The organism is Micromonospora sp. NPDC049903, from assembly GCF_044460945.1.
Lineage (GTDB): Bacteria > Actinomycetota > Actinomycetes > Mycobacteriales > Micromonosporaceae > Micromonospora.
In genome coordinates this window covers 1-14,837 of sequence record NZ_JBITKL010000028.1, presented here as the reverse complement: position 1 = coordinate 14,837, position 14,837 = coordinate 1, and the positions used below count along the sequence as shown (strand labels likewise).

Here is a 14,837-nt window from a genome sequence, read left to right as displayed (position 1 = left end):
GCGACCACGGCCGATCGGGTGGTCATCCCGACGGTGGCCCTTTTCAGCATGCTCTCAGCGCGACCGACTACTCTCTGCTGCTCATGGATGATCTTCCGCATCATAGTCCGAGGCCCCTCGTCGTCCCGGTCGCCCGTACGGCCGTCGACCCGCGACAGGGGCTGACTCGTGTCTGAATGGATCCTGCTCGGAATAGGCCTGTTGCTCACCGTGGGCACCGGCATGTTCGTGGCGTCCGAATTCGCCCTGGTCAATCTGGACCGGGGGGAGCTCGAGGCGCGTCAGTCCCGGGGTGAGAAGCGGCTCGGTCCGACGATCGCCGCGCTCAAGATCACGTCGACGCACCTGTCCAGCGCACAGCTCGGCATCTCGTTGACCACCCTGCTCACCGGTTACACCTTCGAGCCCGCGGTCAGCTCGCTGTTGGCCGAACCGCTGGGTGCGATCGGCGTACCGGACGGGGCGGTGACCGCCGTCGGCGCGCTCGTCGGCATCCTGCTGGCGACGCTCTTCTCGATGGTGATCGGTGAGCTGGTGCCGAAGAACTTCGCGCTCGCCGTGCCGTTGCAGACGGCGAAGTTCGTGGTGCCGTTCCAGGCGCTGTTCACCACCGTGCTCAAGCCGGTGATCCTGTTCTTCAACAACACCGCCAACGCGGTGATCCGGGCCTTCGGCATCGAGCCGAAGGAGGAGCTGTCCGGAGCCCGCAGCGCCGAGGAGCTCAGCTCGCTGCTGCGCCACTCGGCCCGGGCCGGTGTGCTCGACCCGGACCACGCCACGCTGCTGGACCGGACGCTGCGCTTCTCCGCGCACGACGCGTCCGACGTGATGACGCCGCGGGTCCGGATGACGGCGGTCGACGCCGCCGCCACCGCCGACGAGATCATCGAGCGGGCCACCGCCACCGGCCTGTCCCGGTTCCCGGTGATCGGCCGGGACGTCGACGACATCGTCGGGGTGCTGCACGTCAAGCGCGCCTTCGCGATCCCGCCGGCCGAGCGCGCCGGGGTACGGGCGCAGGACCTTGTCGTCGAGCCGGCGCGGATTCCCGAGACCATGCACCTCGACGTGCTGCTGCCGACGCTGCGCGGCGGCGGCCTGCAGTTCGCGGTCGTCTACGACGAGCACGGCGGCACCGCCGGGATCGTCACCCTGGAGGACCTGGTCGAGGAGATCATCGGCGATCTGGAGGACGAGCACGACCGGGCCCGCACCGTCATGCGGCGCCGGGGCCGCGCGGTCTACTTCGACGCCTCGCTCCGGCCGGACGAGATCTTTGAACGGGCCCGCATCGTGGTCCCCGAGGACGAGGAGTACGACACCGTCGCCGGCTTCGTCACCGCCCACCTGGGCCGGTTCCCCACGGTCGGCGACGAGGTGGCCATCGAGGGCGGTGTGCTCCGGGTGGAACACCTCAACGGCGTGCAGGCCGACCGGCTGCGCTTCGTGCCCACCGAGACCACCGGCGGCTCCGGCGCGGACCGCCGGGTCGACGACCGCCAGGAAGGGGCGATCCGATGAGCGCCTATCTGCCCGGCATCATCTGGCTGTTCATCCTGCTGGTGGTCAACGCGTTCTTCGTCGGGGCCGAGTTCGCGGTGATCTCCGCCCGGCGGTCCCAGATCGAACCCAAGGCGCAGGCCGGCAGCCGCGCGGCGCAGACCACGCTCTGGGCCATGGAGCACGCCACCCTGATGCTGGCCACCAGCCAGCTCGGTATCACGGTGTGCTCGCTGCTCATCCTGAACGTCTCCGAGCCGGCGATCCACCACCTGCTGGAGATCCCGCTGGCGAACACCCCGCTGTCGCCGGGCATGGTCTCGGTGCTCGCGTTCGTCGTGGCGCTGGTGCTGGTCACCTTCCTGCACGTGGTGTTCGGTGAGATGGTGCCGAAGAACATCTCGTTCTCGGTGCCGACCCGGGCGGCGCTGATCCTCGCCCCGCCGCTGGTGCTGGTCGCCCGGATCTTCAACCCGATCATCTGGACCCTGAACGGGATCGCCAACGGTGTCCTGCGACTGTTCCGGGTGACCCCGAAGGACGAGGCCACCAGCACGTACACGCTCGACGAGGTGGCCACCATCGTGGCGCAGTCGACTCGCGAGGGAGTGCTCGTCGACGGCAACGGCGCCCTCACCGCGGCCGTCGAGTTCACCGGCAAGACCGTCGGTGACGTGGAGGTGCCGTTGGTGGACCTGGTGATGCTGCCGGCGACGGTGACGCCCGCCGAGATCCAGCAGGCGGTGGCCGCGCACGGCTACTCCCGCTACCTGCTCACCACCGACGCCGAGCCCAGCGGGTACCTGCACATCAAGGACGTCATGGACCTGACCGGCGACGCCTGGACCAGCCCGGTCCCGGCCAAGCGGGTCCGCCGGCTCGCGTCGGTGCGGCGCGACAGCGAGTTGGAGGACGCCCTGGCCGCGCTCCGCCGCAGCGGTGCCCACGTGGCCCGGGTCCTCGACTCCGACGGCGGCTCGACCGGTGTCATATTCCTGGAGGACATCGTCGAGGAGCTCATCGGCGAGGTCCAGGACGTGACCTCCCGCTGACCTGACCGGTCTCCCCGGCGCGGAGTGACCGACTCCGCGCCGGGGGAGGACCGGCCGTCACCGCGGTCTCACCACCGGCGACCCCGGGAAAACTCAGGGTCGCCGGTGGTCGCAGATGCGTGGTGGCTGCTCACGACCGCCGGGTAGCGTCATCGGGGTGCTCGCCACGAGCACGTCCACGCGCGTCATCCGGGGGGAGCAACCACGTGGAATCCGTCGGTGCCGCCGGTCGAGGGCAGGCCACGGACGAGATGGACCCGGTCGTCACGCAGGGTCCCGACCCGGTCACCGCAGAGCGGATCCGGGCCGGGCTGTCGGTCGCCGAGGTGGCCGAGCGGGTCGCCGCCGGAGAAGTCAACGACCTGCCGCCCAGCACCAGCCGCAGTCTCTGGCAGATCGTCCGGGCCAACCTGTTCACCAGGATCAACGCCATCATCGGCGTGCTGTTCGCCATCATCGTGGTGGTCGGCCCGCTCCAGGACGCCCTCTTCGGCGGTGTGATCATCGCGAACACCCTGATCGGCATCGTCCAGGAGCTCCGCGCCAAGCGCACGCTGGACCGGCTGGCGATCGTCGGCGAGGCCCGCCCCCGGGTCCGCCGTGGCGGCCGGACCGTCGACCTGACCTCGTCCGAACTTGTCCTCGACGACGTGATCGAGCTGGGCGCCGGCGACAAGATCGTGGTGGACGGGCGGCTGGCCGCCGTGGACGGCCTGGAGGTCGACGAGTCGCTGCTCACCGGCGAGGCGGACCCGGTGGTCAAGGCACCCGGCGACAACGTGCTCTCCGGCAGCTTCGTGGTGGCCGGCAGCGGCGTCTTCACCGCCACCCGGGTCGGCCGGGACGCGTACGCGGCGCAGATCGCCGAGGAGGCCAAGCGCTTCACGCTCGTCGACTCCGAGCTGCGCAGCGGCATCGACCGGATCCTGCGTTTCGTCACCTGGGCGATCGTCCCCGCCGGCATCGCGCTGATCATCAGCCAGTTGCTGGTCAACCGGGACGACCTGCCCGAGGCGGTCCGCCGGATGGTGGCCGGGCTGGTGCCGATGGTCCCCGAGGGCCTGGTGCTGCTCACCTCGGTCGCCTTCGCGGTCGGCGTGATCCGGCTCGGCAAACGGCAGTGCCTGGTGCAGGAGCTGCCGGCCATCGAGGGCCTGGCCCGGGTCGACGTGGTGTGCCTGGACAAGACCGGCACGCTCACCGAGGCGACGATGGACGTGGCGGAGATCCGGCCGCTGACGCCCGACGTACCGGTGGAGACGGTGCTCGGCGCGCTCGGCCTCGGCGACGAGCGGCCCAACGCCAGCATGCGGGCGATCGTCGAGCGGTGTCCCGCCCCGGCCGGCTGGAGCGTACGCGAGACGGCGCCGTTCTCCTCGGCGCGCAAGTGGAGCGGTGCGACGCTCGTCGAGCCGTCCGGCCGCACCGGCACCTGGCTGGTCGGCGCGCCGGAGATGCTGCTCACCGAGCACCCGGCGTTGACCGAGGCGGACACCTACGGCCGGCAGGGGCTGCGGGTGCTGCTGCTCGCCCGATACTCGCGCCCGCTCACCGAGGCGCTGGCGGACCCGACGGCGGTGCCGCAGGCCACCGTGCCGGTCGCGCTCGTCGTGCTCCGGCAGCGGGTCCGCCCGGAGGCGTCGGAGACCCTGCGTTTCTTCGCCGACCAGGGGGTCGCCGCGAAGGTCATCTCGGGGGACAACGCGGTCTCGGTCGGCGCGGTGGCCCGCAGCGTGGACGTGCCGGGCGCCGCCGAGCCGGTGGACGCGCGGACCCTCTCCACCGACCCGCAGGTGCTGGCCAGCACGGTGGAGACCCACTCCGTGTTCGGTCGGGTCGGCCCGCAGCAGAAGCGCGCCATGGTGGGCGCCCTCCAGTCCCGGGGGCACACCGTGGCGATGACCGGCGACGGCGTCAACGACGTGCTCGCGCTCAAGGACGCCGACATCGGCATCTCGATGGGCTCCGGCAGCGCGGCGGCCCGGGGCGTCTCCCAGATCGTGCTGCTCGACAACAACTTCTCCGCGCTGCCGTCGGTGGTGGCCGAGGGCCGCCGGGTGATCGGCAACATCGAGCGGGTCGCCAACCTCTTCCTGACCAAGACGGTCTACTCGGTGCTGCTCGCGATCATCGTGGTGCTCGCGTCCGTGCCGTACCCGTTCCTGCCCCGACACCTGACCCTGATCGGGTCGCTCACCATCGGCATCCCGGCGTTCGTGCTGGCGCTGGCGCCGAACGTGGAACGCGCCCGGCCCGACTTCGTCAGCCGGGTGCTGCGGTTCGCGGTCCCGGGCGGCGTCCTCGCCGCCGCCGCCACCATCGGCGCGTACGCGTACGCCCGCGCGCACTACGGCGGTGACCTCGCCGCGGAGACGTCGGTCGCCACGCTGACGCTGTTCGTCGTGGCGCTCTGGGCGTTGTCCATCATTGCCCGGCCGTACACCTGGTGGCGGATCCTGCTGGTGCTGTGCATGGGTCTGGCCTTCGCCACGGTGCTGGTGGTGCCCGCCCTCCAGGAGTTCTTCCAGCTCCGGCTGGTCGGCGTCCAGGCCCCGTTGACCGGGGCCGCCGTTGCCGTCGGCGCGGGCCTGCTGATGGAGGCGGTCTGGGCGGTCACCCGCCGCCGGGCGGCGACACGACCGCTCGCCCCGACCGACTGACCACCCGACCGGGCCGGTCGGAGAGTCCCGACGACGCGGAGCCCGGCACCCTCACGGGGTGCCGGGCTCCGGTGTGGGTGGGCGCTACTTGAGGGTGAAGGTCTGCTTCGGGTTGAACACGCAGATCCAGCTCATCATCGGGGCACCCGCCGAGTGGCCCTCGACGTCAAGGCAGCGGTCGGTGTCCCGGTTGAACAGGGAACGGCGGCCGTTGGACTCGATCCACTCCCACTTCTGCGCGGGGTTGCCGCTGCAGAGGGCGACCTGCACCGGGGTGCCGTCCTTCCGCTCACCCCAGGCGACGTCGAGGCAGAGGCCGTTGGCCCGGACGCTGCCGTCGGACCGGAAGGTCCACCACTGCGACTGCGTCTCCCGGCACCGTTCCAGCTTGGCGCGTACGCCGTCGCTGGTGCCGGCGGTGACGCAGAGCCCGGTCTCCATGCCGACGAGCTGTTTCGCCCCGGACGGGCGGGTCGGCGGCGTCGCCACCGGCGTCTCGTCCCGGGTCCGCGATGGCGAGGCGGAGGGGCGCGGCGACGGGCTGTCCGGGTCGGCGTCCGGCGACGACGGGTCGGAGGGCTCCGGGGACGGGCTGCCGCTCGCCGACGGGCTGCCGGTCGGGGAGGGGGAGAGCGACGGTGCCGGGCTCGTGGTGCGTACCTTCACCGCGAGCCGGCTGTCCAACTCGTAGTACTCGGTGTGCTCGCGGACCGTACGCAGGAACGCCTGGGTCGTGCGGTCCAGCTCGCCACCGGTCTGCCGCACCGACGCGGGCCCGCCGCGGTACGCGGCCAACGCCAGCAGGTACGGGTCGCCCTCGATGCCGGCGAGTTCGGTCCGCATCGCGCACATCGTGGCGCCCAGCGCCGGGATGGCCACCCTCGGTTCCCAGACCGAGGCGGCGGTCGGGCCGTACTCCTGCCACACCTCCGGCAGGAACTGGGCGATGCCGCGCCGGCCGTCCGCGCCGAGCAGGTTCGGGTCGAACCCGGACAGCGCCATCACCTGGGCGGCGACCGCCGCGGGCGGCACCTGCGGGCAGATCGTGCCGGCGCGGACGACGAGCCGGACGAGGTCGGCCGGGACCGCCTTCGGTGGCTGCCGGTCGGGGCTCGGCCCGGACTCGTCCGACCGGCCGAACGCGGGCAGCCTGTCGTAGTACGCCGAGTAGCCGCTGACCAGGTCGACGTACTCGACCGCCGACGGCGGGATGCCGCCGCTGTCCCGGACGTCGTCGAGCCCGGTGTGGTACGCGGCCAGCGACAGCCGCCACGCGTCCCCGTCGACCCGGGACACCCTGATGTGTCCACTCAGGTCGCACATGTGGTGGGCGAGTGCCATCACGTTCGCCGTGGTGTCCGATCGCCGCGCGTTCGGCCACGGCGCCCAGGACCGCCACGCCTCGGAGTCGAGCCCCGCGATGCCCTCGCCGCCGGAGGCGGTACCGGTGGCGGTAGAGCGCATCCCCGACTCGGCCATGAGCTGGCCGGCGATCCGGGACGGGGTCAGGACGGGACAGGACCGGGCGGCGGCCTGGATCGCGGTCAGGTGCTCGTCGGAGACGGGACGGCCGGTCGGTTCGTCCCTGTCCGACGCCACACCCCAACCGACGGCGGCGGCCACCGCGCACAACGCGGCCAGGCCGGCGATGCCACCGGCGACCGCGCGACGCGAGAACGTGCCCAGCCGGGGCCGGGCGGAGGGGCGTACGGGCTCCACGGGTCTTCCCTTCCGGTGCTGACGTCACCGCCCTCGACGCGTGCGCAGCGCGCTCCGTTCAGCGTGGGCGGCACGATCCCGGTCGGTTTCTCGCCACCCGTCGGGCCCGGTACGCCCACCGCCACAGCAGGGGCGGCGGGAACGTCCCCCGACGGGGACTCCGGGACGCCCCTGTCCGGAGGGCGGGCCGCGACCCGGCCGGGTCGGTGACCCCGAGGTGATCGGGGACTACCGATGTCCCGTACGGGCTGGCAGGCTCTGGGCACCGTGCGGCGGGGCGGGTCGGGGTCCCCGTCCCCGCGCCACGGCCGACCGGCAACCGCTGCCGGCCGGGACGGCTCGGCCGGAGGGGAACCAGGGGTGCGACGACTGCGGCGGGTCGCCGTCTCGGGTCTCGGCACGTTCGTGCTGACCGTGCTCCTGCCGGCCGGTCCGGCCCAGGCCGCCGCCCCGACGCCGTTCCAGCCGGGGGCGCCGCTGACGCAGGCCGCCGGTGTGTTCGGCGCGGTCATCCTGTTCGCCCTCGCGGTGGCGGTGCTGCGCGGTCGCTCCCGCCCGACCCCGACCCCGACCCCCGCACCCGGCCCTGACCCGGCACCCGACCCGTCGATGTCGGCCGAGTCGCCACCGACGATCACCCTGCTGACCCCGTCCGTGTCGGCTGCGGTGCCGACGCTCGCCGACCGCTTCTCGCCGCTGCGCACCGGGACGCTGCCGGCCCGCACCGCCGTCCTGTCCCGCCCGAGTGGATCCGCCGCCGCGCCGAGGCCGGGCGCACGTTCCGGGCGGCCGGTCGAGCGGACCGCGCCGGGTCGGTCGACCCTGGTCGACCCGTACGCGCTGACCGCCGAGGTCCGGCTCGACGGCCGGACGGTCACGGTGTCCCTCGACGGTGCCCGCACCGATCGACCCGGCCCGCCGCACACCTGGTACGCCGGGTCCGGGACGTTCTCCTCGGCGACCCTTCCGCTCCTGCTCGGCGAGGCGTCCGGTCGCTGGCTTGAGGTCGACCTGACCCGCTGTCCGGACGCGCTGGCCATCGGTGGTCCGCCGCCGCAGCAGCGGTGGTACGCGCTGCGTCTGGTCCGGCAGGTCATCGACGCCGGAGGCCAGGTCACCGTGGTGGGCGACCTGACCGACGACCGTCTGCCGGCCCAGTGCCACCGGGTCGCGGACGTCTTCGACCCACGGCTGCCGTACGCCTCCGGCATCGTGCTCGCCGCCGGGCTGGACCGACGTGCCGTCCAGGTGGCCCGGCAGGTGAGCGTTAGCGGCGGACCGGTGCCGGTCCTGCTCGGTGACGCCGTGTCGACGCGCTGGTCGATCCGGATCGGCCAGCCCGGATAGGAGCGACCGGCGACAGCGGGGGAGACCGGCGACAGCCTGGGGAGACCGGCCCGGGCAGGCGTGGAATGCCGGTCCGGGGCGGGTGCCGCGCTACGCCTGCGGTCGGGCGGACTCGCGCAGCGCCCAGGCGACCGCCGCCACCGCCACCGGTGACAGCCAGCCCAGCCCGGCGGCCACGGCCCGTACGGCACCGAGCAGGTCGGCCGGCTCGTGGTGCCCGTACACCAGGCAGCCCTTGAACGGCGCCCGGAGCATGGTGCTGATCGTGCGGTGCTCGGTGGCGGCGGTCAACGCGATCACCGGCGACCGCCGGGCCAACGCCCGCACCAGGTCGGTGCCCTCGGGGGCGGTTATCCGATCGTCGAGCAGCGTCACGGTGGGCCGCATCCGGTCGGCGAGTGCCACCGCCTCACCGGCGTCGCCGGTGAGGGCGACCACCCGGATCCGTTCCCCGGTGTCGAGCACGGTCCGGATCACCGACCGCTCGCCCGGGTGCGGATGCGCGACCAACACCCTGATCGTCGGCGCGGTCCGACCGACCGCGCTTACCTGCGGACTAGCCATCACGCCGAAGCCGCGCCTGGGCTGATACGGCTGCCATCCGGTCCCCGCTCCCGTCGGTGTCGGGCGGTGCGACGTCACCACCGCCCACACAACGGAGCCGGAGCGCGCCGCGTTCAGCCCGTCACCGATTCGGCGTACCGTCCGGGCCCGACCAGCGCACCACCGCCTCGGTCCGGTTGGTCACGCGCAGCTTGGCGAAGATGTGGTTGAGGTGGTTCTTCACGGTCTTCTCGGTGAGCAGCAGGCGTCGGGCGATCGCCGCGTTCGAGTGTCCGGCGCAGAGCAGTTCGACCACCTCCTGTTCCCGACGGGTGAGGCCGAACTCCTGCCGCATCCGGCGGATCTGCTCGACCCGGCCCACCGTGTCGCGCTCCCGGTTGGCCTGTTCGCGCAGCACCGCGATGGTCACCGAGGCTCCCCGGGGAGAGAGCCAGCCCTGGCCGGCGGCCACCGCGTGGACGGCGCGCAGCAGCTCCGCCGGGTCGAACTCGCCGTGCACGAGGTAACCGCTGGCGCCACCGCGCAGCATGCCGGCGATCAGCTCGTCGTCGGAGTCGCTCGTCAACACCAGCACCGACGTCTGCTGGGAGAGCTGGTGCACGACGCTGAGCCCGTCGGCGATCGGCATGCGGTGGTCGAGCAGGGTCACGGTCGGCCGTAGCCGGGTCGCCACGGTCACCGCGGTACGCCCGTCCGGGGCCTCACCGACCACTCGGACGTCCTCCGAGCTGGAGAGGTAGCCACGGATGGCGGTCCGGACGATCGGGTTGTCGTCGACGATCAGCACGTCGATCATCGGGAGGCCACCTGACGGGCGCGGCCGGACTCCGGCACCGGGCCGGACAGTGGCACCCGTGCGACCACCCGGGTGCCCAGCCCGACGCGGGACTCGACGCGCAGGGTGCCACCGACGGCGTGGGCCCGCTCCGCCATGCCGACGATGCCGAAGCTGCCCGCGCCGGAGAGGTCGGTCAGATCCCCGGGCATCGGGAAACCCCTGCCGTCGTCGGTGATGGTGAGTTCCACATGTGCCTCCGAGCGGTGGAGTACTACCTGGACCAGCGTCGCCTCTGCGTGCCGGGTCACGTTCTGCAACGCCTCGCTGAGGATCTGGGCGAGTTCGTAGCGGGCTGCCACGGGAGGCTCGACCGCGTGCGCGATCACCTGGACCGGGACGTCACTGCGCGTCGACCAATCCGCGCAGATGCTCCTCACGTTATCCGGGAAAGGCCGGTCCGGCAGGTCGCGGCGCAGGCCGGCGAGCAGGTCACGGGCCTCTCGCACGGCTGCGTCGGCACCCTCGGAGACGGTGCCGGCGAGTTGCTCGGCCAGGTCCGGTTGCCGACGGAGCAGACCGGGCAGCGCCACCGCGGCGAAGGAGACACCGCGCAGCGTCTTGGCCACCGAGTCGTGCAGTTCCCGGGCGAGCCGGGCCCGTTCCGAGGCGGCGGCGGACCGCTGGGCGGCGGTCACCGTCGTCACCGTCGCCTCGATGTAGCGGGCGAGCGCGGCGGTGGCCACCGCCGCCCCGAAGCCGCAGACGATGTTGATCATCGGGAAGGCGAGCATGAACGGCGCGGCGACCGAGGTGCCGGCCACGCCGCCGTCGGCTCGGAGCAGTTGTGTCGCGACGGCGAAGCCGAGGACCGCGTTGACGGTCCAGAGCGGCAGTCCGTGCGCACCCAGCAGCGCGCCGGTGAGGGCGGCGTGGCCGGCCGCGTAGCAGAAGAAGCCGATCCCACCACCGCTGACCACCAGCACGCTGATCATCAGGGCGGCGTCCAGCGCGAGGAAGCTCATCCGCCACCGGATCGCGGTCGGCCACTTGCTCAGCACGGTGACCTGCACCGCGGTGGTGGCGGCGATCAATCCGAGTGTGTGCACCGCCGCCCAGGCGTCGTCCACCAACCGCAGTCCCACTCCGACGGCGGCGATGGTCACGACGAGCCGGCCGAGCAGGACTGCCCGACAGAGAGCGGCGTATGCGACGAACCGGCTCATCCGTTGCCGTCAGCTGATGGTGACTTTGTCGATGTCGGGCGCCGACTTGTCACTCCAGAGGCGCACCGCGACCCGTCCGGCGGGGACCGAGGCGTCGAACTCGACGCTGCGCGGCGAGTCCCAGGCCGTGCCGGTGACGGCGAAGGTGTGCTGGCTGGCGTCGTTGATGGAGACTCGCAGTTCCCGTGGCCCATCCACTGTGTAGTGCACGGTGACGGTCCGGCGTCCGGCCGCCGGGACGTCGAAGTAGACGGTGAGGTTGCCCAGGTAACGCACCCGGGCGCCGCCGTCGCAGGACGAACAGGTGGCGACCTGGGCGCCACCGCCGAGCGTGTTGCCCGGGGCCTCGGCCTGCACGGTGAGCGGCCGGAACCGCTCGGTCTCGATGGTCGTGCTGGGGCTCGCGGTCGGGCCGGGGTCCCGGCTCGTCGCGCCGGTCGCGGGTGTTCGCAACGGTTCGGCCTCCGGTGGCGGTGCGGCCGTGCCGCCACCGCCCGGGCGCGGTGTCCCGCTCGGGCCCGGGTCCGGCGTCCGCTCCGACTCGGACGGGACGGCGGGTCCTTCGGGCTGCTGACCGACCACGCTGGGCGGGGCGCTCGGCGGAGCGGTCTGGCTCTGTGTCGAATCCGACCGGCTGTCGTCGTTGGCGAGGATCAGCGGCGGGATCAGCACCGCGGCCAGCACCATGGCGCCGGCGAGGCTGCCGATCCCCGCCCAGAGGGGTACCCGCAGTGATGTCGAGTCTGTCGAGGTGCCGAGGAACCGCTGGTCAGGACCGCTACTGTCCGGGGGCGGGTCAGACGGCACCGTGGAACCCCCTGAGTCGGGAGTCAGAAATCGGACGAGGGGCCCGCTTCTCCGTACACACGGCAGCGAATGTACACAACACCTATGTGTACTTGCCTCGGCAAGGGTCGCTGTTAGCTGACCGTGACTTTGTCAATATCGGGGGGTGGCGCGCTGTCGTGGTAGAAAGTTACGGCGGTGCGTCCGGCAGGTATCGACGCGGTGAACCGGAGGCTGCGCGGTGTCACCCAGCTACTGCCGGTGACGGTGAAGGTCTGTGGTGCACCGCCGTTGACGACCACCTTCAGGTCACGAGTGCCGTCGGCCGTGTAACCCACCGTCACGGTGCGCGACCCGGCGGCCGCCACGTCCAGATAGACGGTGAGCTGACCGAGGTAGCGGACCCGGGCACCACCGTCGCAGGAGTCGCAGTAGGCGACCTCCGCGCCGCCGCTGCGGAGGTTGCCGGGCGCCTCGGCCTGGACGGTGACCGGTCGGAACTGCGCGGCCGGGCTCCGGCTCGGCGTGCTGCTCGGCGGGGCCACGGCGGACGTCGGCAGGATCGACGTCCCCGGCGTCGTGGTCGACGGGACGGGCCCGGCGCTGGTGCGGCTGGGCGACGGCGCGGCCGGGCCGCTGACGGCGACCGACGGGGTGCTCTCCGGGGAGGGGCTCGGGGTCGGTTCGTCCTCCGTGCCCAGGGGGAACAGGGTCGGCGGGTCGGACGGCGGGTCCGCCGGTGCCAGCGACGGCGTCTGGTCCAGCGCGCGGGTGCTCCCCTCCGGCGGCTCCGGCTGCCGGAAGGTGGACCACAGCACGATCACACCGAGACAGGCCAGGGCGGCAGCGCCGATCAACCGCCAGAGTCCGGGACCGGTCGGACCGGGTTGATCATCGCTTGCCGCAGACATGGCCACGACGGTAGACGCCGGGGCGGTGCCCGTTCCTGAGCCGAAAGACCCAGTCGGGCCCAGAGAAGGACGGGGCCGGGTGCCGGCGTCGGTCTGCTGGGCCCTGGACGGCCCTCGACTGGGTCCTAAGCCTCATCTTCCGGGACGCCGGGCGTGGTTAGCGTACCGCGACATTCGTCGCCGACGAACGGATCGAGACCTCGGAGGTTCCATGCCAACCCGCGACCTGCCCGCGTCCGGGCCGCGCCGCCGGCCGCGCTGGCGGTACTGGATGGTGGCGGTGACCCTCGCCGTCACCGCCGCGCTCACCTCCTGGACCGCGATGGGGCCGCTGCGGCTGACCGCCGGTGAGGAGACCCCGCTGTCCCAGGGCAAGCCCGCCACTGCCTCGTCCAGTGAGGGCGACCGCTGGTCCGCCGAGCGCGCGGTCGACGGCGACACCAAGTCCCGCTGGTCCAGCACGTTCACCGACCCGCAGTGGCTGGGGGTGAACCTGGGGGCGCCGGCCCGGATCGACACCGTGGTCCTGAACTGGGAGTCCGCGTACGCCACCGAGTTCGAGATCCAGGTGTCGCCGGACGGGCTGGCCTGGACCTCGATCTACCGCACCAGCAGCGGCACCGGCGGCACCCAGCGCCTCGACGTGTCCGGCGAGGGCCAGTACGTGCGGATGTACGGCACGAAGCGGGCCACCGGGTACGGCTACTCGCTGTGGGAGTTCCAGGTGTTCGGGGCGTTGACCGGCGCGGGCGCGACCCCCGCCGCTCCGCAGACGTCGGGCGCCGCCTCCGGCACGCCCAGCGCGTCGGGCACCCCGGGATCGAGCAGCCCGAGCCAGTCCCACCCGGCCGGCCACGGCAACGGGGCGACCGGCGCGCCGACCCCCGGCGACTACGTGCTCGCCGAGCGGCCGGTCACCGGTGTGACGCCGTCGACGGCGAACCCGCCCCGCCGCGACCACCGCGAGTTCCAGGCCAACTGCGCGGTCAGCCACCGGCTGGAGGACGACCCGATCGTCTTCTTCAACCGGCCCGGGGCGTCGCACGACCACACCTTCATGGGCAACACCACGACCAACGCGGCGAGCACCATGCAGTCGCTGCCGAGGGGCGCGACCACCTGCCGGGTGCCGGGCGACAAGTCGGGCTACTGGATGCCGACGCTGCTCAACGGCAACACGCCGATCGTGCCGCAGGGCCCGCAGGTCATCTACTACAAGAGCGGTGTACGCGACTACACCAGCGTCCGTCCGTTCCCGCCCGGCCTGCGGTTCCTCGTCGGTAGCCCGATGACCACCGCCGCGCAGTTCGAGTCCTCGCCGGCCTATCAGAAGGGCTGGGAGTGCGGGAACAGCTACGACAACGTGGACTTCCCGGCGAACTGCCCCGCAGGAACCCAGCTCAACGTCCGGATGCAGGCGCCGAGCTGCTGGGACGGGCGGCACCTGGACACCCCCGACCACGTCAGCCACATCGTGTACCCGGTCAACGGTGTCTGCCCGACCAGCCACCCGGTCGCGGTGCCGATGATCGAGTTCAAGATGGCCTGGCCGGTCAGCGGTGACATGTCGCAGGTGCGACTCTCCAGCGGGCGGGGCTACTCGTTCCACTACGACTTCTACAACGTGTGGGACACGCCCACCCTGGCCGCGCTGGTGAAGCACTGCATCAACGCCGGTCGCCAGTGCGACAGCCGGGGCTTCGACCAGTTCGAGCCCGGTGCCGGCGCGGCTCTCGACGAGCAGTACCAGGTGCCCGGCAGCCGCACGGTCCTGAGCCGGTCCGGCTGGACCGCCACCGCCTCGGGCGGCGGCGCGGACACCCCGGGGCGGATGCTCGACGGTGACACCAACACCCGGTGGACCTCCGGTGCGCCGATGACCAACGGACAGTCGTTCACCGTCGACATGCGGTCGGTCCGTACGATCAGTGGGATCTCACTGCTCTCCACCGGTGCCGACCACGCGCGGGGCTACCGGGTGTTCCTCTCCACCGACGGGAGGAACTGGACGGGTCCGGTCGCCAGCGGCAAGGGCTTCACGAACCAGACCCTGGTCGACTTCGAGGCCCGGGACGCCCGCCATGTGCGGGTGGTGCAGACCGGTTCGGCCAGCAACTGGTGGTCGGTGGCGGAGTTCACCGTCTTCTCCGGCTGACCTCTCACCCCGCACGACGAGGCGGGGGGGGGGCGGCCCCGGCCCCCCCCCCCCCCGGGGGGGGCGCGCCCCCCCCCGGGGGGGGGGGGGGGGGGTTGGGGTCCAATTTTTAAAAACGCGGGGAATAGGGTGGGGGGGGTCC

The 14,837-nt window shown here is 72.5% G+C and carries 11 protein-coding genes; 5 read left to right on the top strand and 6 right to left on the bottom strand.

The window, feature by feature from the left end:
* The first annotated feature begins 168 nt into the window (after positions 1-168).
* The 3 genes from ACIBO1_RS27840 (at position 169) to ACIBO1_RS27830 (ending at position 5,212) form a co-directional block, all read left to right on the top strand.
* Positions 169-1,521 carry a hemolysin family protein gene (locus tag ACIBO1_RS27840; protein ID WP_396751536.1) on the top strand — a complete coding sequence of 451 codons (1,353 nt, stop codon included), beginning with the start codon at positions 169-171 and terminating at the stop codon, positions 1,519-1,521.
* On the top strand, positions 1,518-2,552 hold the full coding sequence (locus ACIBO1_RS27835; protein ID WP_396751534.1) for a hemolysin family protein: 1,035 nt from the start codon (positions 1,518-1,520) through the stop codon (positions 2,550-2,552). Before ACIBO1_RS27840 ends, ACIBO1_RS27835 begins: the two co-directional genes overlap by 4 nt.
* A 206-nt stretch (positions 2,553-2,758) precedes the next feature.
* Complete coding sequence (locus ACIBO1_RS27830; protein ID WP_396751532.1) at positions 2,759-5,212, top strand: HAD-IC family P-type ATPase; 2,454 nt, start codon at positions 2,759-2,761, stop codon at positions 5,210-5,212.
* Between the two features lie 84 nt (positions 5,213-5,296).
* On the opposite strand, the gene ACIBO1_RS27825 is transcribed toward ACIBO1_RS27830, so the two are convergent.
* Positions 5,297-6,931 (bottom strand): ricin-type beta-trefoil lectin domain protein, encoded by a 1,635-nt coding sequence (locus ACIBO1_RS27825; protein ID WP_396751530.1) that lies wholly within the window; start codon positions 6,929-6,931, stop codon positions 5,297-5,299.
* 360 nt (positions 6,932-7,291) lie between these two features.
* Between ACIBO1_RS27825 and ACIBO1_RS27820 the strand changes: the two genes are divergently transcribed.
* Positions 7,292-8,278: a hypothetical protein gene (locus ACIBO1_RS27820; protein ID WP_396751528.1), complete on the top strand. Its 987-nt coding sequence runs from the start codon at positions 7,292-7,294 to the stop codon at positions 8,276-8,278.
* Between the two features lie 90 nt (positions 8,279-8,368).
* Here the strand turns inward: ACIBO1_RS27820 and ACIBO1_RS27815 are convergent, their stop codons facing one another.
* The 5 genes from ACIBO1_RS27815 to ACIBO1_RS27795 form a co-directional block, all read right to left on the bottom strand.
* A complete protein-coding gene (locus tag ACIBO1_RS27815) occupies positions 8,369-8,788 on the bottom strand; it encodes a response regulator (RefSeq protein WP_396751526.1) in 420 nt (139 codons plus the stop codon).
* 175 nt (positions 8,789-8,963) lie between these two features.
* Positions 8,964-9,638, bottom strand: a complete 675-nt coding sequence (locus tag ACIBO1_RS27810; protein WP_396751524.1) for a response regulator — start codon at positions 9,636-9,638, stop codon at positions 8,964-8,966.
* Positions 9,635-10,843 carry a sensor histidine kinase gene (locus ACIBO1_RS27805; protein ID WP_396751522.1) on the bottom strand — a complete coding sequence of 403 codons (1,209 nt, stop codon included), beginning with the start codon at positions 10,841-10,843 and terminating at the stop codon, positions 9,635-9,637. The genes ACIBO1_RS27810 and ACIBO1_RS27805 overlap by 4 nt, the downstream gene beginning before the upstream one ends.
* 9 nt (positions 10,844-10,852) lie before the next feature.
* Positions 10,853-11,530 (bottom strand): hypothetical protein, encoded by a 678-nt coding sequence (locus ACIBO1_RS27800; RefSeq protein ID WP_396751520.1) that lies wholly within the window; start codon positions 11,528-11,530, stop codon positions 10,853-10,855.
* Positions 11,531-11,763: 233 nt separating this feature from the next.
* Complete coding sequence (locus ACIBO1_RS27795) at positions 11,764-12,540, bottom strand: hypothetical protein (RefSeq protein ID WP_396751518.1); 777 nt, start codon at positions 12,538-12,540, stop codon at positions 11,764-11,766.
* A 211-nt stretch (positions 12,541-12,751) separates the two neighbouring features.
* Here ACIBO1_RS27795 and ACIBO1_RS27790 point away from each other — a divergent pair, with 211 nt between their 5' ends.
* Entirely contained in the window at positions 12,752-14,695 is a 1,944-nt protein-coding gene (locus ACIBO1_RS27790; RefSeq protein WP_396751516.1) for a DUF1996 domain-containing protein, read from the top strand.
* The last annotated feature ends 142 nt before the right edge of the window (positions 14,696-14,837 follow it).